This window comes from Bacillus sp. CCNWLW194, from assembly GCF_037120585.1.
Taxonomy (GTDB): Bacteria; Bacillota; Bacilli; order Bacillales; family Bacillaceae_G; genus Bacillus_A; species Bacillus_A basilensis.
Genome location: NZ_JBBBBL010000007.1, coordinates 64,709 through 87,835, shown reverse-complemented (window position 1 = coordinate 87,835; position 23,127 = coordinate 64,709). Strand labels below are relative to the sequence as shown.

Genomic DNA, 23,127 nt, shown 5'->3' with positions numbered 1-23,127 from the left:
TGAGTGCTATATATTAAGGGAGGAATGAGAATGAAGAGGTTCATAGCTCATGCAAATGGTAATAAGATCTTTAAAAAGTTAGTTTTAATGGTGTTACCGATGGTTCTAATGATAATGATGATAACCCCATCGAATGATGCATTGGCAGCCAACCAATCAATTAGGAAGTGAACTATTTACATGTTAATATAGATGAAACCTTTTGAGCACCGTGATCAAAAGGTCTTTGAATTAGAGGTTTAGGATAGTGAGATAATAAATCTTCCTGAAAAAGAAAAATGTTTTTTAGATTAAAAGAAGAAAAGACACCTTTTGGGTGTCTTTTCTTTTGGTATACAGCTCACATATTATTGAATTAGATACGAAACCATAATTCGACTATGAAATAAACAACATAAGAAATTTTAACATAATCTGGACTGAACAGATATGTAATAGTGCATTTTTAGTTTTCATTTGGTTTATTGTGGATATAGAACAGCAATATAAATAAAAAAGAGCATGCAGTCGTATCTGCCGCCCTTTTTAGGAGGAATTTAAGACACCAATAGGACACGTATTGGTAAAAAGGCTCAAAAATAGTATATGTAAAAAGAAAAAGCTCTATACCAAAAGTGGACTGAGCTTTTTCTTTTTTACTTATTCAAAATCAGCAAAGCGAACGTATGGTTTGGAATGAAATTAGAAAAAGTATACATGAAAATGGCAGACAACAATTTTGTCGCCTGCCAGTGCCAATGGACTGAATGAGTTAGTCAATTACTATAAATTACTACCCATTACCAGAAGAGTGAAGCCGCTAGTTCAAACGGCTTAAACTTAGTTTGCCTGATAAAGAAAAAATTATGAGTGAAAATTTTGTTTACTCTATATGAAAAGATAAATAGATATTCATCAGACAAGGATAATACAGCATATCTTGAATAGGGTGTAGGAACGAATTAAGGAAAAGAATGTTTTTTTAGGAAGGGACTGAATAAGGAGTGGGACTTTCGGACAGGATTTGGGGAGCCATGGTTGCCTTGGGCATTGCGACTAATATCGTTGCTTGTATAATGGCAGTATACATTCTAAAATATGAGCTGATGATAAACTGGCTTATAAATATTTTATTTTTAATACTTATAGGTAAAACGTTTATTAAGATGAAAATTAACAAATGGATGGGCTTTACATACACTTATACTAAGTTTGTTGTGGTGCACCACTATGATCGCCAACACTATATGAAGGAGCCGGATAATGTCCATGGGTTGCAAGCTGATCTGTTTTATAAAACTCAGAAATTCCCACCGTTAGAACCCCAATAAAAGCAATACCTGATAATAATAGGCTGATTTTTTTCATTATTTTAACACTCCTTTTTCAATTGATTTTCGTCTGGCTTGGTAACAAATATAGAAATAGTCACTTACCTTTTGGTGGTTCTCTAATTGTCTACATTTTGTGGCAAATAATTCAGCGTGTTCAATTTCATCTGGAATGTCTACTAATATCTTTTCTGCCAGTTTATAATGTTCCTCTGCCTCAGTAAAACTTGATATAAAAGTGGAATGAATGGATTTAAAAAAGTGATAATAGAAGCGTAGAAAATGGTCTGTAGGCATATCATAATCACTAATAGCATCAAAACTATTTTGTTGAATACGGAGGCTATCTGTTAAGACTGTGTAGCGAAATTCAAGTAGTGAGTAATAAAGTAACAAATTTTGATTTTGACGCTCTTGATTCGATTCAATGCTTAACTTATTAATTTTTCCATCAATGTTCTTTTTCAGATTAGTAGCTTTTATAACTTGTTGAGATAGCATAGATCGATACCAGTCGTTCAATAGAGAGGTTAATTATTCATTTCTCTTTAATGAAACACTCATTATATACTCCCCGATCCTATAGAAATATCTTAATCCTATTTAATTGTAACTATCATAGCAAAATAGAAGGGAAAATGGAGGTATTTTACAATGATTTTCAATAAAATTCATAAAAAATAATCAATTTGTGTCGAATATACTTAGTATTTAATACCTAAAATTTATTAAAAAGATGATTCTAAAAGCTATTTTTGCATAGAATCAGCAGTTGATGAATTTATCACCATTGGAGAAAGTAAACCAGAGGCTCAATATATAAGTAAGAGCTTTAGTGGAGTAGCTACAAGAAGGGGATAGTTATAAATTTGTTAAAGCACAGTATAATTATTCAAATTTTCACCTTGTTTCCTTTTCAGATAGGTTAAGTAGAAGAAGATAGGAAGTTTTTCTTTGAACTAAGCTTTTTGACAGGAAAAGATATTTTCATTAAAACAAAGCATTATTCTTTCAGAACAAAGGAATCACTAGAACAATATGTGATTCCTTTGAGAAATGCTATTAAATGCTAGACTAATTTCTAATGGTCCCAGTATCTTTTATTTTGATGTGTGTCTTTACATTTATTTTAGCCTCTGCTAACGCTTGCAACCAATCTCCTTTTACTTTTTTCCACTCTTTATATTGAAAAGCTCTAGCATATAGGGATAATCCAATTGGATCAATTTTATTCTGCTGTATTTCATTTAATATATTTTGTAAATTATCATTAATTTCTTTTTGAATAGCACTTTTTAAATTATTTATATTTTTTTTATTATCATAGTGCCCCTTAATTAAATTCGCATTGGTTTTTTCTATTAAAGCTACATTAGCATATATATTGAAATTAAATAAAAACTTTCCGTTTTGATAATTAACATCTACCTTCCTTGTCGCGTTCTGTACGAAGATAGATGTGTTTGTCTTTTTGTTAGGTTTTTTAGGAGGAATCGCAAGGTGTAGTATCATTCGGCCGTTACTTTTTGGCTTATTTATAAGATTGAAAAATTTAACATTTTTTTTAGGGATATGAGTTAAGTATTTCCCTCGGCGATTTAAAAATGCAATTCCTACTGTGTCGATTTCATTCTTTGTTTTTTTGATAATTGGAACAGTTTGCGTCATTCCTTCTTCATTTTGTTCTCTCATTAATTGTTGAATTGTAGAAGAGACGGATTGGTTATTTTGAATTGACGATTCGATTACACCATTTATATAAGATGAAAGTGATGGTTTACTAGGCTTGTGAATTTTAAAAATTTCTTCTGCAGGTCCATCTACAAGTACTACTTTAGCATTAATGGTAGCGTAAGGATCACGATAAGAGGAATCAAGCTCCTGCAACCAATTTGCTTCTTGCGCCAATTTTTTCCCAATTAAAATGATTTCAGCTTTGGAAGCTGTCATAAAGCCAGTTAACTTCGTATCTATTTTACTGAATCCAGTATATACAGTAGATGCTTGTGTCCAATGTTCTATAGTGCTTTTTGGCTGTTTATGATGAAAGTGTGGTATGCTTGTTCCAACTTTTATGTCTCCATTAGGGGTTCTATCCAAGCCAATTAACAGGATTAATGAAACCTTCTCAAGAGGAATTCTCTGACTACAACCAATTAAATATACACAACAAATTACAATCCATATCCATTTTCGAATCAAAGTTGTTTCCTCCTAGTAATCCAAGTAAAAAGAATACTGTAAGCGAAAAATAAGATTGGTAATAGAATAAAGAAAACGACATTTAAGATATCCATAAGAGAATATATAAACAAATATTGATCCACATCGGGATTTAGGAAAATAAATAGGCCAACTATAAATAACATAAAAGCAAGCAGCGCCCAATTGCGCGCGTTTTTTTGAAGTGAAATGGTCACAGATTTAAAACTGAAAAATAAATACGGATATATCGTAGTGGAAAATACAATTAAATAGTAAGCGATATATATAATTTCTAATCGTTCCATGAAAGAAAAACGAACCCCTTTTAACAGATGAAATACTGGCCAGATTACGTCTTTTATCCCCTCCGGACTAAAGTATATATAAGAAAGAATAGTCACATATAGATAGAAAAACATGGTTCCAGTATTCGCAATTAGTAGTCCTTTTATGGCTTTTTGTTTTTTTTGTAAGAACGGGTATATATAATATGCAAGTTCTAAGCCAGCATAAGGAGTAATGGTTTCTTTTGTTGCCTTTAGAATAGGGTATAATCCATCTTTAAAAATAGGTAATAGGTGTAAAGGGTTGTAGTTAGTCTTTAGTGAAAAAAGAAGAAATAGTGGCATCCAAGTAGTGAAGAAGAAAACAAGCATAGAATAACTAGTAAGAGCCCTTAACCCACTCAGGGCCAAAATAATAAAAGGAAATAGTAATAATATGGTGATTTGATAAGCAGGAGTGGAAGGGAATATCCACACTTTTACAATATCAGTTGCCTTTAATAAAGTATTAAAGCCAGCAAAAAATAGATAAAAGGCATATAAAAGAAAAAGAATTGTCCCTATCCATTTACCAAAGTACGTTTTTAGGATTTGTGAGAAATTTTTGTTGGGATTTTTTTGTAACAATAATATAATAAATACGCCGATTATAGAAGTAGTTATCCAGCCAAGAATGATAGAAATCCAGCCATCTGTGCCAGCCGTAGTAGCAAGTGGGCTTGGCATGATTAACATACCTGATGCAAGTTGCAGTGAATGAATGAAAATAATAAATTCAAATAAAGTTATGTTTTGGAATTTAAGATTCCCCATGCGAACCACCTTCTTTTTTCTTTTTTTGTTTCGGCTGTCCTGTACTTGAGCGGGTGGTAATCATAGAAATAGGAAATCTTACAAAAGAATCTTTTAATTCTTGAAGCCGAAATGGCGCGATTGGCAATCCGTATGGTGAACCATAGGAGGTTAGTGAAACAAAATGAGCGAATAAGAGCATTAATCCACTAACGATACCTACAATCCCATAAAAGTATGCCAATAACATCATTGGAAAACGAATAAGGCGTATAGAACTTGATAAATCATAATTAGAAACAATAAATGATGCAATGGCTGTAATAGATACGATAATAACCATAACGTTACTCACAAGACCTGCTTGAACAGCCGCCTGTCCAATTACAATTCCTCCAACAATTCCTATGGTTTGTCCAATGGGTTGTGGTAAGCGAATACCAGCTTCACGTAGCATTTCTAGTGTGATTTCCATTATAAAAGCTTCTAATAAGGGAGAGAAAGGGACTTTGACTCTAGACGTTGCAATAGAAGTGTATAAATCTATAGGAATGATTTCAAAGTGAAAAGACACTATAGCAATATAAAATGCCGGTAAAAAAATAGCTATAATAAATCCTGCAAATCGTAATAAGCGAAAAAATGAAGCAATGAGCCAATGAATATTATAATCATCTGGAGTTTGAAAGAATCCAATTAAATTCATTGGAACAATCATTGCACCAGGGGATCTATCCATTAACACTGCTACTTTTCCATCGAGTATATGATTTGAAATGGCATCTGGGCGTTCGCTTAAATAAGCTTGTGGAAAAGGAGTCCAATTTTGATCTTTTGTATAATTAGATAGTTCTCCAATACTCAATACTGCATCCGTTTTAATTCTACAGATTCTAGTTTCTATTTCTTGGACTACATCTGCGTTTGCTACATCACCTAAGTAAATTAAATAAACTACTGAAGTGGCTCGTTCTCCAATCGTCAGCTTTTTGATCTTTAACTCTGTTGAAGGAAGATATCGACGAATTAAGCCTATATTTTTTGTGGCATTCTCAATAAATCCATCATGTGAGCCTTTAATAGTAACTTCTGAAATGGGTTCTTGAATTGCTCTTTCTGCCCAGCCTTTTGTATTTATTAGAAGTGACCGCTTTTCTCCTTCCATAAATAGAACACATTGACCCTCAAGTAATCCTTCTTTAATTTCATTCCATGTAAATACTATTTTGGTATGAGTAGCAATAATATTAGAATTAAATATTTGACTGTCTTCATTTACTTCTTGTAGTAATGGTGTAACAACATTGCTTTTTAAAGCGACACCATCTGTAAGGCCTTCAAAATAATATAGTAAAATATTCGTGGTTGTTTTTAATTGCAAAGGATGTTCGATTAAATCTGCACTAATATCAAAGATATTATTTAATGTATTTTTAAGTTCTTTTAAGTTACTTGTTTGGATGTTTTTAATGTTTTTATCTGTTTTAGTTTCTAAGGTCTCTTCATTTAAGGACAAAATTGACACCTCTTTAATATATAACGATTAGTTGTATTTATTATTTTTAGTTGAGGGAATTTTATTCACAAATTTAAACAAATTTGGAATGGAAATTAATAATTGAGAGTAAAAAAGTAGAGGTAATTTGTGTGGAAATCTAAGTATCAAGATAGAATTGAAATTTGAATGATTATAACAAAAAAGAACCCTTGTAAGGCTCTTTTTCATAGTTGGTAAATATGTTGTCAACAATAGAGGGCAATTAAGGTAGTAATTTAGATGTCTTTAAGTTAATCAGTTGAATTTTGTAGGAAGAATTCTTTTTTCATATTTTAATGATCGATTAAAAAGACATTACATTTATTTGGGTGTTCTAGTGTATTTAAACTTTGCATGCTAACAATTTTTGTTTAGGGACAAAATATTTTTTCTGAATTGACAGAAAAATTAAAGTGCAAAATTCCTATTGGTTATTTTGGTAGGTATCAAATATTTCTTTGGCCTTATTTTCTTGATGTTACCGTACATTTATATGTTTCTAAGGGAAAGAATTACTTTTATTTTTATTACCCTCTATTGTTTGATTAAGATGGTAACATGAAATTAAAACGTTTACAACCAGAAAATAAAGAAAAAATATTAAAATGAGACTTTTTTCGACAATTTTTCTACGTTAATATCTAATATTTTTATAGGAAAGGGTGGTGGAAAACGTACCCTTTTCCTATAAGATGTTTTGTAGGAATTAGATATAACTAAAGTAATAATAGCCTAAAATTAAAATGAAATTCCATGAATTTGAGCCCAAAGTCATGAAAACCATTGATAACGTTATAATTGAATTTTTGAATCGTAAGAGTTTTAAAAGTAAGGTCAAACTTTAGTCCACTTTGCGTTTCTTCCTTTTGTAACTAGCTTAATATGCCCAAATAATTGCAAGGAATTTAAAGCCTTACTAATTGTACTCTCTGCAATGTCTGGATATGTGTTACGAATACTTTCCTTAGTAAAGGGTTGTTTTTGTTTAAGTATAAAATCCTGAATTCTCTCAACTTTAGTATGTTTACATATAGAATCTAGAACAGTGTTATGCAGATCTTTGTAAGCCTCTAATATAATAGTTAAAAACGTTTTTAACCAAAAGCTACTATTGTGTTCCTCGCAGTACCAATTTACCGAAGATTTATAAATCGAATTGTAATATTCAGATTCATTTTTCTTAATATACTTATCCAAACATACATATTTTACAAATGTATGTCCACTCTTAATTAGCAGCAACTGCATTAACATAAATGCTAGCCTGCCATTACCTTGATTGAAAGGGACTATGCAATAAAAATTTAATATAAAACGAGCTATTAATAAAAGCGAATGTAGCCCCTTACTAGTATTTAATGAGTTGTATTGATCACATAATTGCTCCATAAACTGTGGAATGAGTTCATGTGGAAGAATGCGGTAACTATTCAAGTGCATTCCATGCTCAGGAATACCTGGAATAATAAAAGATTTTTCACGCCATTTGGCACTGTCAGAGGTAAGGTAATGTATTAGTTGAAAATGTAATTCCTGTATAGTTGCTGGATTAATTGATAAAGTACAGGAGTTTTTATGTACAAAAGAAAGTGTTTGATAATAACAAAAAATAGCATCTTCCGAAATGTTTTGAGGTACTATATCATCTAAAATAAGTTCTTTTAATCTTTTATTAGGAACTTTTATATCCTCATAAATAGTAGTGAAATTTTTTATGTAATGTAGTGGTATAGTTTTTTCTAAACTATTAAATATGTCAGGGTTTTGTTCCTGATAAGCAGCTAATTTTCCTTTGAATTCGCTAATTTCACTTATTAAATTGATTAACCTCCTTTTTAATTCAATATTTTTATACTTATCATCAAAAAAATCTCTCATTTTTGTTCCCCCTGTAACCCCTTAACACGTTGTTGCATATATCATTCCATTCCATTCTAAAGGTGTTTCATGACATCATTATCAAATAACGACATTTTTGTTCTGATTTTGATCTTGTTTTAGAATCTATATTTTTATTTGATAATAAAAATATAAAAGTTATAAAAAAGAATCGTTAGGATTCAATTTTAATAGGCATAATCCTAACATCAAATGTACAAATGTACAATAAAAAAATAAAAAATATAAAACTATCGACTCTTTTAAAAGATTATTAAGTAGTTGTGGCTATAGATATGTTTTAGTTTTAGAGTAAATATTGAAGTGGCAATAAATTTTTCATGGTTGAAAAAATAGATAAACTATTAATTTGTGACAGTTATGTGCCTAATCTATTCATTTGTTATGATGAGAATTCCAAAATTAAATCCTAACGAGCTTAACTTTCTATATTTAGGATAAAGATTAGGGGAGGTATGTTGATGAAATGTACCATTAAATATAGATATATGTAACGTTCAACACTTGTATTGTAAAATATTTTGACATGAGTTAATTTAGATACTAGGTACAGGAGCATTTAATAAAAATTCAGTAAAGTACCCTTTAAACGTTTCACCCTAAAAACGTTTATATTTATTGGAATTTCAAGCACACTGAAGTTTTTTGTTTGTTCCTGTACCTTATTAGGTAAAAATAATACAATAAATTGATAGAATGTTATGGGGGAATTGGATTTTTAATTCTCTTTTTCTTACTTTATATTATCAATCTCTAGATGATTTGTTTACAGTAAGGATTCAAAGGATAGAAGATGACTATTCCAAAGTACATAAAGTTAAGTTGGATATCTTAATGATTTTATTGTGTTTTTAGGGTTTAGAAAATATGTGTGAATTTAACCTTGGAAATGACTTGTTTGTATGTTATATAGCAGAAATGTGAAGTCTGGAAGAGACTGATTTAATTAGTTTCTTCCAGACTTTTTTTACTTTAAAAACGTATTTTTTTAGCATGAGGGTAAATATAATTCTTTAAATTAATATTTGAATTTTTTGTGAAATAATGTAAGGATTTTATTCCTCTATTAATACATAATGTTACAAAATAGAGTTATTGTATTTATTTTATTGATATATAAGATTAAAAATAATAATAAATGTATCAATGTATGAGAGATATTAGTATATTTAATAGCAATTTGTTCGTTTATCTCTATATTGCTATTATATTAGCGATAACAATAATATATTGGGGGGACAAGAATGAATTTGAAATTAACATCTAAATTTGAAGGATTAAGAAAAAGTAAAAAAGGAATTGGTGCCTGTATTTTAGCTGCAGGGGTGACGGCTATTACAATGATACCTCAAAGTGCGTATGCACATGGATTTGTTGAAAAGCCAAGCAGTCGTGCTGCTTTATGTAGTCAGAATTATGGAGCATTAAATTTAAATTGTGGAAATATAATGTACGAACCTCAAAGCTTAGAAGCGCCTAAAGGATTCCCAGATGGTGGACCGATTGATGGGAAAATCGCTTCGGCAGGAGGACTGTTTGGAGGGATTCTTGACCAACAAACATCAAATCGCTGGTTCAAAAATACGATTAAGGGTGGAGCAAATACATTTACATGGAAATATACAGCTGCACATCCTACAAGTAAATGGCATTATTACATTACAAAAAAGGGATGGGATCCTAATAAACCATTAACACGTGCTGAATTAGAACCAATTGGAACTGTGAAACATGATGGTTCTGCCGCATCAAATAATTTAACACATACAATTAACGTACCAACTGATCGAAATGGTTATCATGTTATTTTAGCTGTATGGGATGTAGCAGATACTTCAAACGCGTTTTATAATGTAATTGATGTAAATCTAGTAAATAATGAAACTCCCGATACAGTAGCTCCAAGTCAACCAACTGGATTAAATGCGTCTAAAGTTTCTGCCAATAGTGTTGCACTAACATGGAAGGCTTCTACGGATAATATAGGTGTAAAGGAATATCAAGTGTTACGCAATGGGGAAGTAATTGATACGGTACCAGGTACAACATTTATTGATAAAAAACTAAAAGCAAATACGGAATATACCTATACAATAAAGGCGTTAGACTCTGCTGGAAACATATCAAAAGAAAGTGAAGAACTAAAGGTTAAGACAACAAATGAAATCCCAGATATAGAAGCTCCGACTCAACCGAAAGGATTACATAGTATGAGTACAACAGCAACAACTGTTGACTTGATGTGGAGTCCGTCTGAAGATAATGTAGGCGTAGACCATTATATTGTATATAGAGAAAGCGCTGGAGTTATGAATAAAATTGGGACAACGGATAACACATCCTTTATGGATAAAGAATTGAAGGCTAATACATCGTATAAATATGTAGTGACGGCGGTTGATTTAGCTGGAAATGAATCTAGTAGAAGTGATATTTTGAATGTAACAACAAAGTTAGAGGATCCCACATATGAAAAATGGGATGCAAGAAAAGCATATACAAAAGGTGATAGAGTAGTACATGAGGGGAAAGTGTATGAAGCAGTTCAAGATTATCAAGGCAATGGTGACACAAATTGGATTTTTGCCCTATCGCTTTGGAAGCCAGTTTTGAATAAATGATAAGTGGGAAAATGTAGTTAACATTTTTGGGTTTTTCTTTGAAGTAAAGGGTCGTTCCAAATATAAATCCCTGAATGGTTTAAATGATATGTTAATAAATTTAATCACCATCCTAATGTTTACGAAATGAAATCAGAAAAGAATCCTAATGGTATTCCATTAAAAAGGAACTCCAATGGGATTCTTTTATTTACTAATTTGTAATAGCGTATATTTTCACAGTGAATTTGCTAGTGGCACCAATTGGACTTGCGATATAATATTTAGTATTTGAGTAAGCCTCAGTCCTAGATCCATGTGAAATATTTTTCCAACGAATAGAATCGGTACCTAAGGAAACATCAATCATTACATTGAAAGAGATAGTAGAAGGATGATCTTTCTCTGAAGGCTCAATAAACCATTTTAATTCTTTAGTTCCTACAGGTAAATTATCAATTTTAAAGTTTTGACTAGAACGATTTTGTTGTCCAGATAAAGGACTAGATTCGGATGGGATTTGCGAAATTAATATCTCTTTTTCATTTGAATGTACACCATTTAATTTAATGATACTATCAATTAAACCTGGCCCAGGAAAATCAGCTGCGATAATACCAGAATGTCTAACTCTACCTTGTTGTAAGAGTTCGGTCCCAAGTGTATTCATCCCACCATAATATACTTGCCCATTTCTATCGCGGGGGAAATCACTCCACGCATTAGTGTAATTCGTTTGAATCAACTTAGGGCTACTATCAGTATTTCTATTCTCTTTTCCGCTTGCAACAAACCAAGGATATACATTATTTAAAAATGCGGCTGCACCACCCGTACCACTAAAATGGTTAAGATATATTTTTCCATTATTAAAGTTAGTATTTGCACTTTGTAGATGAGTTTTTATCGCATTCCATTTTTCATATATTTCGTCTGGTCCGCTTCCAATTTCAAATTTATCTTGTATATTCAAACTATCGTAATCAATACCGTATAATTGAGAGGATGCAAAGTTTTGTAAGACTACAATTTTACCTCGGATATCTCCTAAAGTAGGGTTGTTTCTGTCTATAGCTGGTACGGAATTAGGATCCCAAAAATATGAAGCATTAACGTTTTTATATTTTAAAAATATTTCCTCAAATGATGAAGATCCACTTGCAGGTGTAGTTTCTTCTTTTAAGCGCATTAAAATTGTTTCAGTCGGATAATCTTTTAAAAATTGAATTGCATCTTTTAATACATCTTCAAACACTGCTTTTTGATTTACAATGCCATGGTACATTGCAAAAGAATCTTTTACACGTTTCACACGCATATCTACATATCGAATTCCAGAATTTAATTGTTGGGGTAAACTCATAGTTTGATTTCTTGTCAAATTTTCATCAAGAAAACTTGCGCCATGTAAAGCCATTGTGCCATGAGTTCCTGGAATAGATATTTCACTTAATTTTGTTGAATCTGCTACTTCTGACATCCACGATGGATTTTGATAACCTAGATTGGGTTCATAGGAATAACCTGGATGACTATCAGCTAAAATAGTTGATGGTGTACCTAAACTTGCTAGTGTAAAACAAGTGAGGATGCTAATTTTAAAGAAATTTTTTATTTTGTTCATTTTATCTCTCCTGACCTTTACATAATAGCTATAATAAGATGGTTTTTGACTATATTTATTGTTTTCTATTCCTAATGTAATGAATTTTTGTAATTGAAAAAGGGGTAGTGAGCTAACTTGAGATATTATAAATTTACTGTAATGAATTGTATCTAATAGCCAAACGGATTCTTAAAGAATAGTAGCATAAAAAGGTGAAAAATAAGCTTTTTGCTGTATTGTATACAAACAAAACAGAAGCCTTAAAAAGACTTCTATTTTGTGACATATTATGAATGATAAGGTGGTTAACAAATTAAGATAATGTGAGTGAGCGGTAAAAATCTATTTATAGCTGTTTCAGGAATTTCTTATAACAAGGCTATTCAGGAAAAGTGGTCCCTACAATGCTAATAAAAATTAAAACATACTATTCATTAAAACTTAGACTAACTACAGTTGCGATAGATTGGGCTGCATGTTCCCAGCTTCCATCTATAACTTTACCAATCTGCTGCCCAAGTGTATTTAAATCATTTGGATTAACTGAAATTCCATTATACGCAGCAAGAATTGATAAAAGTGGAGCAGCAAATGGTGTCCAACCACCTCTATCAATATTAAATACAGGCTTATCTACTACTTTTCCATCTTGCACAGTAAACTCATAATAAAATTGATCATCCGGACGGAAACTTAAATGATGAGAAATTTGTCCCTTAACATATTTTTTTCCTCCACCTAGATTTACTACTTCTATTTCTTTTACATTAAATTCATGCTCAAATACTTTTATTTTTTTGACTTCTGGACCATTTAAGGCAGCATTAACAGCTGTTTCTAAATTATTTTGTGCTAATGGTTGAATACTCATTTGTGCCTCTTTTTGTTGGATAGGAGCCTCTTTTTCTGCAGCAAATACTGATGTAGAAGGTAGTGCACCTGTAGCTAACGTAGCTGCAAGTGCTGTTGTCATCATGATTTTTCTTTTCATCTTCATAGTTTATCTTCCTCTCTTAAAGTTTTGATATATAATCTTTTAAAGACTGACATTGTGTAATATTCTATTTCATAATGCACAAAAAACTGGTTTAAGAATTATGTCAGAGAATTAAAATTATATATGTATTTTAGATGATATCTATCTACACATATTTTTTCAATTTTTAGACAAATACAATGGTAATGACTTCTTAAGAGTCAATTTAGTGCCTTGTTTATATATAGAAATCCTATAAATAAACTAATTCTATAGTGAATGTAATATATTTGATATCAAATGTCGTACATAATGCTATAAAATTTCACAATTTTTTATTTTAAAGAATGGAGCAATAGGGATTCTAATTGCAAGGGATACGGGAATAGCCTAATCAATTAGAGTTTGAAAGAATTCTTTTCTTAGGATTCTCTCACTTCTAAATGAAGTGAAAGAGGGGGGAGTTCAAAATAATGAGAAAGAATCAAAGTTATGATGTATTGAAAGAAAAGAGAAAAGAGCGTACTAATTTTCCGAACCGGGGTTAAATGTCAAAGGTTCGAAATAGTCTTCTAAACCTTGAAATAACAGGTAAAAATAATAAGCACTCACGTAGAAGTGCTTATTCAAATTCGATTTCTGTTTTACCATCTGATGTGAAGTATCTTATGGTTGTTTTGTCGTATTCTTGCAAGCCACTCTGCGCAACGGCGTCTTTTAACTTTGTTCTCGTTCTGTAGCCGAAATTTTTCCGTAAGCCTTCGTCAGCATTTGACAATGCTGTTTTGTCAACGAAAACATATAAGACATACAAGTTATTTTCTTTATTTAATTCAACCGCTGTTACAGTACCACCGAAATATTCTATAATCTCCTTGGTTCTACGTTCAATACTTTTCGTCATTCGTGTCTGCTCATCTTTTGGTTGTTCTGTTTTCACCATTGTTTGTTGTGTTTTTGACTGCTCCTGTTGAACCATTTCTTTTTCACCGCAAGCTGCTAACATTACAATCGATAAACCAACTACTAATACTAATTTCTTCATCATCTAAATCCTCTAAATTTTAATATCTAAATATTATCATAAAATGAAATTTATTACTGAATATGGAGTGATATGTAATGCTTTTCATGGGTATGAATTATGTGGTGTCACCTATTGTAACAGTTAAAATGTTAGTACTTATCTTTCTTAATAACTTTATATATTTGACTTCGTGAAAAGCATTTTAATGGATTGTTTTAGCTTAATATAAAAAGAGAACGCATTATTATTTACGTCCTCTTTTTATATATTAGATAAATTAAAGCAGAAACTTTTATTTTAATTATGTAGATTCACGAATAATTAAGTTAGTAGGATATTCAATAATTTTACGTTTAATAGATTCATCTGTATTTATATATAGTAGTATCTCGTTAACGGTACGTTTACTCAGTTCAACAATTGGAATATCAATAGTACTAATTGTTGGGGTTGTAACTGTACAAATTAATTGATTATCATAACCACAAACAGCTAAGTCAGTTGGAATAGAATACCCTTTAATAGTAGCTCCTTTAATGACTCCAGCAGCAACTTGATCATTTCCAGTAAATAATGCAGTAGGTTTATCTTTTAATTTATCTAGCTTCTCAAAAATTTTAAATCCATCATTAATAGTAATTGCATCTCCAAATAGCCAATTTTTATTGAATGGTAATTGTTTTTCTTTTAAGGCATGCAGATAACCTTGTTGGCGTTTTAATTGTGCTTGACTATTAAGAGAGTCAAAACAAAAGCCAATTTTTTTATGACCTTTGCTTATTAAATGTTTAACAGCTTTGTATCCAGCTTCAAATTCATCGTAACAAATTATCGGAATAGGTGCATTTTCCTCATACTCATTACAAAGTATTATGGGCCCATATGCTAAATAATGCTCTATATTTTCCCAACTATTTTCTAGGGATGCGAGAATTACACCATCTACAGCTTTATTCTTTAGTAATGAAAGTAATTCAAGCTCTATTTTTTTCTCATAAAAAGTCTGATAAATTAGCAATTTGTAATTGTGTTTTAATAATTCTTTAGAAATTTCTCTAGCTAATTTCCCGAAAAAAGGATGATCTATATTTGGAATTGATAGAGCAATGGTTTGTGTCTTATTTATCCTAAGATTCCTAGCAATAGCACTAGGAGTATAGTTGAATTCTTGCATTACTTTTATTATTTTCTCACGTTTTTCTGAATTTACATAAGGATGATTATTTAGAACTCTTGAAACCGTAGCATTTGATACATTACATAATTTAGCTATTTCATTAATTGTTACCATAGAGAAACCCTCCGTAAAAAATATGTTGACATGTAATCGATAACATAAAATATAGTCTACTCATGATTTTCAAAATAATTTCTTAGAGGTGATTTAACGTGAAAACTCTTACTACAATTTCTGGACATAGTAAAGACAATTTAGCTTTATTAAAGTGCCTACAGGGGGAAACAAAAGAAAAAGAATTTGAAATTAGTAATATATTGCCGAATCACAAGATGAAAGAGAAATTATTTAGGGAAAACAAATTGAAAATAGATATTGATATAGAAAAAGATATTTTCAATTATAGCAGAAAAAATATACAGAAAATAGAATTTATGCCAGTTAATCGGTTGATTTCTCAAGATGAGGTTGAAAAAATTATTGGAGTTTTAAAAGATGTTTTACCAACAGGTCAATTTACAAGTGGACCATTTTCAAAAAAGCTAGAAGAAGTAATCGGAAGTTATTTAAATAAAAAGTTTGTAATTGCAACAAGCAGTGGTACAGATGCCCTTATGGTGTCATTGTTATCTATTGGTATTCAGCCTGGAGATGAAGTAATTATGCCAGCTAATAGTTTTGCGGCTACTGAAAATGCCGTGTTAGCAGTCGGAGCAAAACCTATATTTGTAGATATAGATCAGAAGAGTTATTGTATTGATCCATCTAAAATAGAAGAAGCTATAACCCCAAAAACTAAATGCATTTTACCTGTACATTTGTATGGTAAACAATGTGAAATGAAAAAAATTCGTGAAATTGCTGATATATATCAATTAAGAGTTATTGAAGATGCATGTCAAGCTATTGGTTCTTCAAATCTTGGAGAATATGGAGATATTATTGTCCTTAGTTTTAATCCATATAAGAATTTTGGTGTATGTGGTAAGGCAGGAGCAATAATTACTGATAATGAAACTCTTGCCATTCGTTGCAATCAATATAGTTATCATGGATTTGAAATTGATAAAAAAAATAAAAAGGTATTAGACTTTGGATTCAATTCTAAAATTGATAATTTGCAAGCAGCTATTGGTTTGGAAAGAATTAAGCACTTATCATATAACAATTTAAAAAGGGCGTATTTAGCTCAACGATATATACGTGATTTAAAAGAATTAGAGGATAGAGAACTAATTAAGCTACCTACAATGACAGAAGATAATGTCTGGCACCTTTTTCCGATTAGAGTTGAAAATGGAAGAAGAGACGAGTTGAAAAATAAATTGTACCAATTGTATAACATTGAAACAGATATTTATTATCCGATATTATCTCATAAACAAAATACTAAGTGGATAAAGGAAAATGATTTGCAAAACAATATGTTAAATACAGAGCAAGTTCATAAAGAAATATTACATTTACCTTTACACCCAAACATGATGTTAGAAGAGCAAAATTTCGTTTTGGAGGGATTATTCAATGTCAATAAGTAATGAAGTTTTACAGTCTTTAAATTTTGAAAGATTACCACAAGTTAAAAAGCCTAAGTATGTAGTGTTCTGTGATTTTGATGAAACTTATTATCCTCATAACATGGATGATTCTAAAAGAAGCAATATGAAATTGTTAGAAAAGTATTTGTATGAACACGGAAGTAAAGGGGATTTAGTAATTGGTTGGGTAACGGGAAGTAGTTTAGAATCAATTGTTGAAAAAATGAAAAAGGGAAGTATTCAGTATTTCCCTCATTTTGTGGCGAGTGGATTAGGTACAGAAATAACGTACTTTGATAGTAATGGGACTACTATAGATGATCAAATTTGGGAAGAGAGAATTATAGAGGGTGGTTTTGATTCTTCAAAGATTGAAAGAATTATTAAATTGCTAGAAATGAAATATGAAATCTTTTTAAGACCTCAGACACAATTAGGAAGTTCTAAGTACAAATTTAATTTTTATTATGAAGAGCAAAATGAATTTATTGATGCAAAGAATTTAGAAAAGATAGAAGAAATCGGAGAGATATTCCAAGTTGGAGTTAATATTAACAAATGTAATCCATTAGCTGGTGATCCAGAAAATTGCTATGATGTAGATTTTATTCCACTTGGAACAGGTAAAGATGAGATAGTGAAATTTATTTTAGACAAGTACGAACTAGATAAAACAAATGCAATTGCTTTTGGAGATAGTGGGAATGATTTAAGGATGCTACAAGCTGTAAGGCATGGCTATTTAGTAGAAAATGCAACAGAAGAGGCCAAAAAAACACACTCAATGCTAGCTCAAGGTGAATACTCGATTGGAATTTTAAATACTCTAAAGCACATTATTAATTAAAAGGGGATGTTCATATAATGAATATTGGGATTATAGGTGCAGGAAGTATTGCAAGAGCTCATTCTAGAGCATTATCAACTATTGATAATTGTAAATTAGTTGGAGTGTATGATGTTAATTCTGAGAATGCCGATAAATTGGTAGGGAATTTTGGTGGGAAGGTTTTTAATAGCTATGAAGAGTTACTAGAAGTAGTTGATGGGGTAATAATATCTTCCCCGAATTTTTGTCATAAATCTCAAGCAGTTCAAGCGTTATTAAAAAACAAACATGTGTTATGTGAAAAGCCTATGGCAATTTCTTGTGAAGAAGCAAAATACATGATGACAATAGCAAAAAATACTAATTTAGTCGCTTCAATGGGGTTTAACTATCGCTACCTATCTTATGTTAAGGCTTTAAAACAATTAATTCAAAATGAAGAATTAGGGGAAATAGTAGTGGTAAGATTGCATTTTAAAAAGAATAGCGCTTTTAGGAGAACTTCGTTTACTTGGCGAGATGATTTTCAAAGTAATAGAACTAGTGGAGCCTTGGGAGATTTGGGAATTCATCTAATAGATTTACTATGGTTTTTATTTGAGAGTGATTTTAGAGAGGATACTGTTCGAACTAAAATTAAAACAAATGTTAAGGAAAAAGAAAGTAAACCAGTTTTTGTCGATGACTATGCTGAGGTTTATGGCCAATTGAAAAATAAGGTTTTTGTTAATATTACAACATCTAAAAGTTCATTTCTTGATGATTGTGGTTTTAGTATAGAGGTAATAGGTACGAAGAAAGAATATAAGTATTCTTCTAAAGAGCCAAATAAATATATACTTTTTGATGGATTGGAAAAACATGAAATTCCGTTACCGTTACCTTTACTAGTCGATCCAGAAAATGAGATTTTTGAATGGTCTGATTCGTTTAGAAGTGAAATTATAGAATGGGCTAAGGCTGCGGAAGGTGGTCCTAATAAGTCTGTAGCAACATTTGAAGATGGATTTCGTTCACAAATTATATTGGATATGTTTTTTGATAAAAGCAGTAGTAATAAAGAACGATCTGTAGCAACTATTTAGTTTTATGGTAAAAACAGGGGTTTAGAACTTTTACTTAAATCCCTGTTTTTATTTTGGATTGGAGTTGAGAAAAGATGCGGTTAATGTTTTATTATGGTTGCTTGTTTTATTTTATTGTAGGAATAATACATGTTTGCATCGGTAGTTTAATTCCTTCATTAATACAATATTATGGAAGAACCCCTGATCAATTAGGTGTTTTAATATTTTTTCAATTTACAGGTTTTTTATTTGGTGTTCTAAGTTCACCCATACTAGTAAGAAAGTATCATTATTTTAAAACAATAACATTCGGTGTTTTAGTAATGTCCATCGTTCTAGGAGGTTTTATATATATTAAAGAATGGGCATATTTAGCCGTTATTTGTTTTGTATTAGGCTATGGAGCAGGTTTGTTAGAAACTACTATGGGTTCCTTTATTATTTCAACAGAAAGGAATAGTGCTGCTAAATTTAGTATTCTCGAAGTATGGTTTGGGGTTGGGGCGCTAGGGTTTCCGTTACTAGTTAATTATATTACAAAATTTTATGAGTGGTATTTTATTCTTTATGGGATATTACTATTCTTTATTTTTACACTATTTGTTTGGTACATGCTTGGACGTACAAAATTTCTAAATTTTTCTCCTCAAAAAAATGAAAAGGGAGGAGCATCCCTTTCCTCATTCAATCTTAAATTTAAAAGTGAAAAGATTAAAGTTATAGTATTTATTTCACTTTTTGCATTCTTATATGCAGGCATAGAAACCAATCTTGCAAATTTTTTATCTACTATAATGATTCTTACCAATAATGAATTAATCAGTTCAGTAAGTATATCTTGTTTTTGGTTAGCCATAGTTATAGGAAGAATACTTGTAGGTAAGTTAGCTCATAAATTTAATTATTGGACATACATTACATCTAGTTGCTTTACATTAGTGATTCTATTATTTCTATTCCCCTTTGTTCAAGGTACAGGTATGTATTTGTTTATCATCTTCATTATTGGTTTAGTCATAGCGGGTGTTTTTCCAATAACATTAATCTTAGCTTCCCGTATTATGGAAAATAATATTGATGAAGTGACTAGTTTATTTATTGCATCGGCCAGTTTAGGGGGGGCGCTAGTATCATTCCTAATTAGCTGGAGTCTATCATTAAATACTATAACTGTTACTTTTGGGATATTTTCTCTTTTTGCATTGAGTCTAGGTTGTATTATTTTAAAAATGAGGAAAATTGCAACTTACGGTAATGAAAGTGCCAAAAAGGTAGAAAGTATGAAAAATTTGTAGAAAGAATTTTTATAATATGAAAAAATTAATTTTATTTGGAATTCCTAAAAAAGTTGATAAAGTTAAAAATTCTGTATTTGGGCTTTGTTTTATATATTGTGCTGTGTAATATATAAAACAGAGATACTTCAAAAATAAAAATGATATGCAACAGTGACCAGTTCTCAGGCAATTGAATGTTATGATATGAAAAGAATGCCTTGTTGTATATACAATAAGGTAGTAAAGAACATATTTTCATAAGTAATAAAAAGTTATTTTAATTAGCTTTTAAGATTAATCTAAGAGGGGTTTGTTATCGAATGGAGATAAAGATTAGTAAAAAGGATAAGATTAATATCTCTAAAAAATTAAAGTCCTTTTTAGCTGAACAATATTCACTGGAATTGGGTGAATACATAAGCTATGAGTTACTTGAATTCATAATAAAGGAATTAAATCCACATTTTAATCAAGTTACTAGGGATAGGTTGGAAATGTTGTTAAAGAATATAGAGAAAGATATATACAGTCAATAGACTTTAAATGACAATTGAAAAAATAAGGTATCATTTTAGATACCTTAATACCCAGTAAGAATAGAATAAGTAATGCGTTACAAAACACCCATCCAATTTTATTGATTATAAAGGATGGGTGTTTTCTTTCTTAGGATATTATGAAAAACTTGCCGATGAAAGTCTATATTAAAGACTGTCTTGCATTTTTGTATGCTATATCATTTTCTATAACTAAAACCTAATGATATATAGACTAATTCCAAAAGTAGTTAATAAATGACAGAATTGAAATAAAATTAGAAAAAATAACTATATAATGGTAGAATATGGTTGGTTAACCTGTGGATGAATAATCAATAAATCTATTATTAAAGGGGGAATTAATTTGGGTAATAGGAATAAAATAATGAAAATTTATTTTCAAAGGTTAGTAGCTGTAAGTGTTTGTTTTTTGTTAGTTTTTCTGGGGAGCAATTATTCAAAAGCCGAAACTGTTGCACCAATAACATTAAATCCTAAAGATGTAGAAGCATTCACCAATAAAGTAATTCCAGAGAAAATGAAAAAAGAAAACGCAGCTGGTGTAGCTCTTGTCGTTGTAAAAGATAATCAAATTCTATTTCAAAAGGGATTCGGATTTTCCGATAAAGAAAAGAATACTCCCATCGATCCTAAAAAAACAGTTTTTCGATTAGCGTCAATATCAAAAGTTTTTACTGCTAGTGCTGTCATGCAGTTAGTTGAGCAAGGAAAAATTGATTTAAATAAAGATATAGTAAATTATATGGGGGGATTAAAGTACCAAAATAACATGGATGAACCAGTTACAATGGAGCATTTACTTACCCATACAACAGGGTTTGATTACGTAGATCCTAGACCAGAGGACATCCATTATCAAGATAATGATTATACAATGCTTAAAGATTATGTAGAAGATAATATGCCCACAGTAGTGAGAAAGCCAGGAGATACATATACATATGATAATTTTGCTTCTATGCTTCAAGGGTATATTGTTCAAAATCTGACAAACACACCTTTTTACAAATATATGGCCAAAAATGTTTTTTACCCTTTAGAAATGCATAATAGCAGTTTTGTTATGACAAATTTTATTAAAGAAAAGTTAGCAACAGGATATGATGCTAAAGGTAATGCCATTCCATTTTATCAAACTAGACCAACAGATATGCCACAAGGGAGTATGTTTTCTACAGGGAGTGATGTAGCCAATTTCATGATTGCTCAATTGAATGATGGTAAATTTAAAAATAACCAAATACTACAAAAAGAAACTGTAGAAGATATGCAAAAAACAAAATTTGCTTTACATCCCAAATACCCTAATATGACATACGGATTTGAGTTCTTTTCACCGCAAAGTCATAATGGGCAATATGTGTTTGGTAAAGGTGGAAATATACCAGGTTTTTCATCTTTAATGTGGTTAATTCCAGAGCATAGAATTGGAGTTTTTGTTGTTACAAATAAAGATAGTTCAGCACTACCTGTTGAAGTATTTGATGATTTTATGAATGAATATTTCCCAGATAAGACAAAGCCTGAATATTTGAAACCTAATGAAGAAGAATTAAAGAAATTTGAAGGGGTTTACCGTGATTTGAGATTAAAAAACCTAATGTCACATGTAAACATAAGTGAAGGAAAATTATATGTAAGTGATAAAGCATATGGTAAACAGGAGCTAAAACAAATAGACCCTTTACTATTTGAGGATGAAAAAGGGAATTATATGGCGTTTAAACTTCACAAAGATGGTACCGTGAAAGAAATGATACATTGGAACTCTGGTAGTTCAGCGGTGAAGCTAAGTGAGCCTGAGAGATTTAAAGACGTAGATGAAAATCATCCATATGCTAAGTTTATAAATCCTTTACATCAATACGAGGTATTACAAGCAAATAAGGAGGGGAATTTCACTCCAGAATCTTCTCTTACACGAGCAGAGTTTGCATATTGGTTATCTCAAATTGCTTACTTTACGCCACCTTCAAAAAAAGAACCAGTGTTTTCTGATGTGAAAAATCATCCATATGCACCACATATTCAAAAGTTATATGAAATTGGTATTTTATATGAAAAAGAAGGGGAACAATTCCATCCAGACCGTGCAATTACTAGACAAGAAGCAGCATGGATTACCTGGCAGTATTTAAAAATGTTAGGAGCGCCATCTGCAGATGCAACATTAAAGGGAGAAACTGATGAATGGGCAATAGAATCCGTGAAAAACATTGTAGGTCATCGTTTAGTAGGGCCTGAGGTTATATATAATGAAGATGGATCAGCAGATTATCTATCAAAACAAAGTATGAAACGGCAAGAGGCAGCTGCATTATTATTTTACGTTTTATTATCTAGTTAATTTGTTTTGAGATAAATTTCATGAAGAGAGAAGATCTAAAGAGCTTGAAATAATACACAGAAAAAGAATAATCTTTGACCAATGATTATTCGTAAC

Annotated in this window: 16 protein-coding genes and 3 pseudogenes; 9 read left to right on the top strand and 10 right to left on the bottom strand. The window is 30.8% G+C overall.

Going from position 1 to position 23,127, the window contains the following annotated elements:
- Positions 1-30 precede the first annotated feature (30 nt).
- Together V7S50_RS17180 and V7S50_RS17175 are read left to right on the top strand one after the other, a co-directional pair.
- Positions 31-159 (top strand): annotated as a pseudogene (locus tag V7S50_RS17180) (fascin domain-containing protein); the annotation flags it as partial.
- 824 nt (positions 160-983) lie between these two features.
- Positions 984-1,214, top strand: a pseudogene (locus V7S50_RS17175) (hypothetical protein); the annotation flags it as partial.
- Here the strand turns inward: V7S50_RS17175 and V7S50_RS17170 are convergent.
- The 6 genes and pseudogenes from V7S50_RS17170 to V7S50_RS17145 all read right to left on the bottom strand — a co-directional run bounded on the left by V7S50_RS17170 (position 1,186) and on the right by V7S50_RS17145 (position 8,006).
- Positions 1,186-1,347, bottom strand: coding sequence for a hypothetical protein (locus V7S50_RS17170; protein WP_242254454.1), 162 nt, complete (start codon positions 1,345-1,347; stop codon positions 1,186-1,188). The pseudogene V7S50_RS17175 and the gene V7S50_RS17170 overlap by 29 nt on opposite strands.
- A 104-nt stretch (positions 1,348-1,451) precedes the next feature.
- Positions 1,452-1,832, bottom strand: a pseudogene (locus V7S50_RS17165) (response regulator aspartate phosphatase); the annotation flags it as partial.
- A 552-nt stretch (positions 1,833-2,384) separates the two neighbouring features.
- Positions 2,385-3,512 carry a Ger(x)C family spore germination protein gene (locus V7S50_RS17160; RefSeq protein ID WP_242254452.1) on the bottom strand — a complete coding sequence of 376 codons (1,128 nt, stop codon included), beginning with the start codon at positions 3,510-3,512 and terminating at the stop codon, positions 2,385-2,387.
- Positions 3,509-4,612: a GerAB/ArcD/ProY family transporter gene (locus tag V7S50_RS17155; protein ID WP_242254450.1), complete on the bottom strand. Its 1,104-nt coding sequence runs from the start codon at positions 4,610-4,612 to the stop codon at positions 3,509-3,511. The genes V7S50_RS17160 and V7S50_RS17155 overlap by 4 nt, the downstream gene beginning before the upstream one ends.
- A complete protein-coding gene (locus V7S50_RS17150) occupies positions 4,599-6,107 on the bottom strand; it encodes a spore germination protein (protein ID WP_063222327.1) in 1,509 nt (502 codons plus the stop codon). Before V7S50_RS17150 ends, V7S50_RS17155 begins: the two co-directional genes overlap by 14 nt.
- 855 nt (positions 6,108-6,962) lie before the next feature.
- The gene (locus tag V7S50_RS17145) at positions 6,963-8,006 is read right to left on the bottom strand and encodes a Fic family protein (RefSeq protein ID WP_242254448.1); all 1,044 of its coding nucleotides are present in this window, start codon (positions 8,004-8,006) and stop codon (positions 6,963-6,965) included.
- Between the two features lie 1,265 nt (positions 8,007-9,271).
- Here V7S50_RS17145 and V7S50_RS17140 point away from each other — a divergent pair.
- Positions 9,272-10,648, top strand: coding sequence for a lytic polysaccharide monooxygenase (locus V7S50_RS17140; RefSeq protein WP_242254445.1), 1,377 nt, complete (start codon positions 9,272-9,274; stop codon positions 10,646-10,648).
- Positions 10,649-10,841: 193 nt separating this feature from the next.
- Here V7S50_RS17140 and V7S50_RS17135 read toward each other — a convergent pair whose 3' ends face one another.
- The 4 genes from V7S50_RS17135 to V7S50_RS17120 form a co-directional block, all read right to left on the bottom strand.
- Complete coding sequence (locus V7S50_RS17135) at positions 10,842-12,251, bottom strand: phosphatidylinositol-specific phospholipase C (RefSeq protein ID WP_242254443.1); 1,410 nt, start codon at positions 12,249-12,251, stop codon at positions 10,842-10,844.
- A 409-nt stretch (positions 12,252-12,660) separates the two neighbouring features.
- Positions 12,661-13,230: a methyltransferase gene (locus tag V7S50_RS17130; protein ID WP_336376460.1), complete on the bottom strand. Its 570-nt coding sequence runs from the start codon at positions 13,228-13,230 to the stop codon at positions 12,661-12,663.
- Between the two features lie 601 nt (positions 13,231-13,831).
- Positions 13,832-14,257, bottom strand: a complete 426-nt coding sequence (locus V7S50_RS17125) for a hypothetical protein (protein WP_336376459.1) — start codon at positions 14,255-14,257, stop codon at positions 13,832-13,834.
- Between the two features lie 280 nt (positions 14,258-14,537).
- The gene (locus tag V7S50_RS17120; protein ID WP_000256373.1) at positions 14,538-15,527 is read right to left on the bottom strand and encodes a LacI family DNA-binding transcriptional regulator; all 990 of its coding nucleotides are present in this window, start codon (positions 15,525-15,527) and stop codon (positions 14,538-14,540) included.
- A gap of 98 nt (positions 15,528-15,625) precedes the next feature.
- On the opposite strand from V7S50_RS17120, the gene V7S50_RS17115 reads away from it, so the two are divergent.
- The 6 genes from V7S50_RS17115 to V7S50_RS17090 all read left to right on the top strand — a co-directional run bounded on the left by V7S50_RS17115 (position 15,626) and on the right by V7S50_RS17090 (position 23,031).
- Positions 15,626-16,951, top strand: a complete 1,326-nt coding sequence (locus tag V7S50_RS17115) for a DegT/DnrJ/EryC1/StrS aminotransferase family protein (RefSeq protein ID WP_242254438.1) — start codon at positions 15,626-15,628, stop codon at positions 16,949-16,951.
- Positions 16,938-17,798 carry an HAD-IIB family hydrolase gene (locus tag V7S50_RS17110; RefSeq protein WP_242254436.1) on the top strand — a complete coding sequence of 287 codons (861 nt, stop codon included), beginning with the start codon at positions 16,938-16,940 and terminating at the stop codon, positions 17,796-17,798. The genes V7S50_RS17115 and V7S50_RS17110 overlap by 14 nt, the downstream gene beginning before the upstream one ends.
- Positions 17,799-17,815: 17 nt before the next feature.
- Positions 17,816-18,865: a Gfo/Idh/MocA family protein gene (locus V7S50_RS17105; protein WP_242254434.1), complete on the top strand. Its 1,050-nt coding sequence runs from the start codon at positions 17,816-17,818 to the stop codon at positions 18,863-18,865.
- Between the two features lie 74 nt (positions 18,866-18,939).
- Complete coding sequence (locus V7S50_RS17100; RefSeq protein ID WP_242254423.1) at positions 18,940-20,142, top strand: MFS transporter; 1,203 nt, start codon at positions 18,940-18,942, stop codon at positions 20,140-20,142.
- 302 nt (positions 20,143-20,444) lie between these two features.
- Positions 20,445-20,660 (top strand): DUF2164 family protein, encoded by a 216-nt coding sequence (locus V7S50_RS17095; RefSeq protein ID WP_063222316.1) that lies wholly within the window; start codon positions 20,445-20,447, stop codon positions 20,658-20,660.
- A gap of 388 nt (positions 20,661-21,048) precedes the next feature.
- Positions 21,049-23,031, top strand: a complete 1,983-nt coding sequence (locus tag V7S50_RS17090) for a serine hydrolase (protein WP_309260278.1) — start codon at positions 21,049-21,051, stop codon at positions 23,029-23,031.
- Positions 23,032-23,127: the final 96 nt, after the last annotated feature.

What these genes read in the sequence shown, in the direction of transcription:
- V7S50_RS17120 (WP_000256373.1), bottom strand. Translation starts at nt 15,527, where the DNA reads ATGGTAACAATTAATGAAATAGCTAAATTATGTAATGTATCAAATGCT.
- V7S50_RS17125 (WP_336376459.1), bottom strand. Translation starts at nt 14,257, where the DNA reads ATGATGAAGAAATTAGTATTAGTAGTTGGTTTATCGATTGTAATGTTA.
- V7S50_RS17170 (WP_242254454.1), bottom strand. Translation starts at nt 1,347, where the DNA reads ATGAAAAAAATCAGCCTATTATTATCAGGTATTGCTTTTATTGGGGTT.
- V7S50_RS17130 (WP_336376460.1), bottom strand. Translation starts at nt 13,230, where the DNA reads ATGAAGATGAAAAGAAAAATCATGATGACAACAGCACTTGCAGCTACG.
- V7S50_RS17090 (WP_309260278.1), top strand. Translation starts at nt 21,049, where the DNA reads ATGAAAATTTATTTTCAAAGGTTAGTAGCTGTAAGTGTTTGTTTTTTG.
- V7S50_RS17110 (WP_242254436.1), top strand. Translation starts at nt 16,938, where the DNA reads ATGTCAATAAGTAATGAAGTTTTACAGTCTTTAAATTTTGAAAGATTA.
- V7S50_RS17140 (WP_242254445.1), top strand. Translation starts at nt 9,272, where the DNA reads ATGAATTTGAAATTAACATCTAAATTTGAAGGATTAAGAAAAAGTAAA.
- V7S50_RS17135 (WP_242254443.1), bottom strand. Translation starts at nt 12,251, where the DNA reads ATGAACAAAATAAAAAATTTCTTTAAAATTAGCATCCTCACTTGTTTT.
- V7S50_RS17105 (WP_242254434.1), top strand. Translation starts at nt 17,816, where the DNA reads ATGAATATTGGGATTATAGGTGCAGGAAGTATTGCAAGAGCTCATTCT.
- V7S50_RS17145 (WP_242254448.1), bottom strand. Translation starts at nt 8,006, where the DNA reads ATGAGAGATTTTTTTGATGATAAGTATAAAAATATTGAATTAAAAAGG.
- V7S50_RS17100 (WP_242254423.1), top strand. Translation starts at nt 18,940, where the DNA reads ATGCGGTTAATGTTTTATTATGGTTGCTTGTTTTATTTTATTGTAGGA.
- V7S50_RS17095 (WP_063222316.1), top strand. Translation starts at nt 20,445, where the DNA reads ATGGAGATAAAGATTAGTAAAAAGGATAAGATTAATATCTCTAAAAAA.
- V7S50_RS17155 (WP_242254450.1), bottom strand. Translation starts at nt 4,612, where the DNA reads ATGGGGAATCTTAAATTCCAAAACATAACTTTATTTGAATTTATTATT.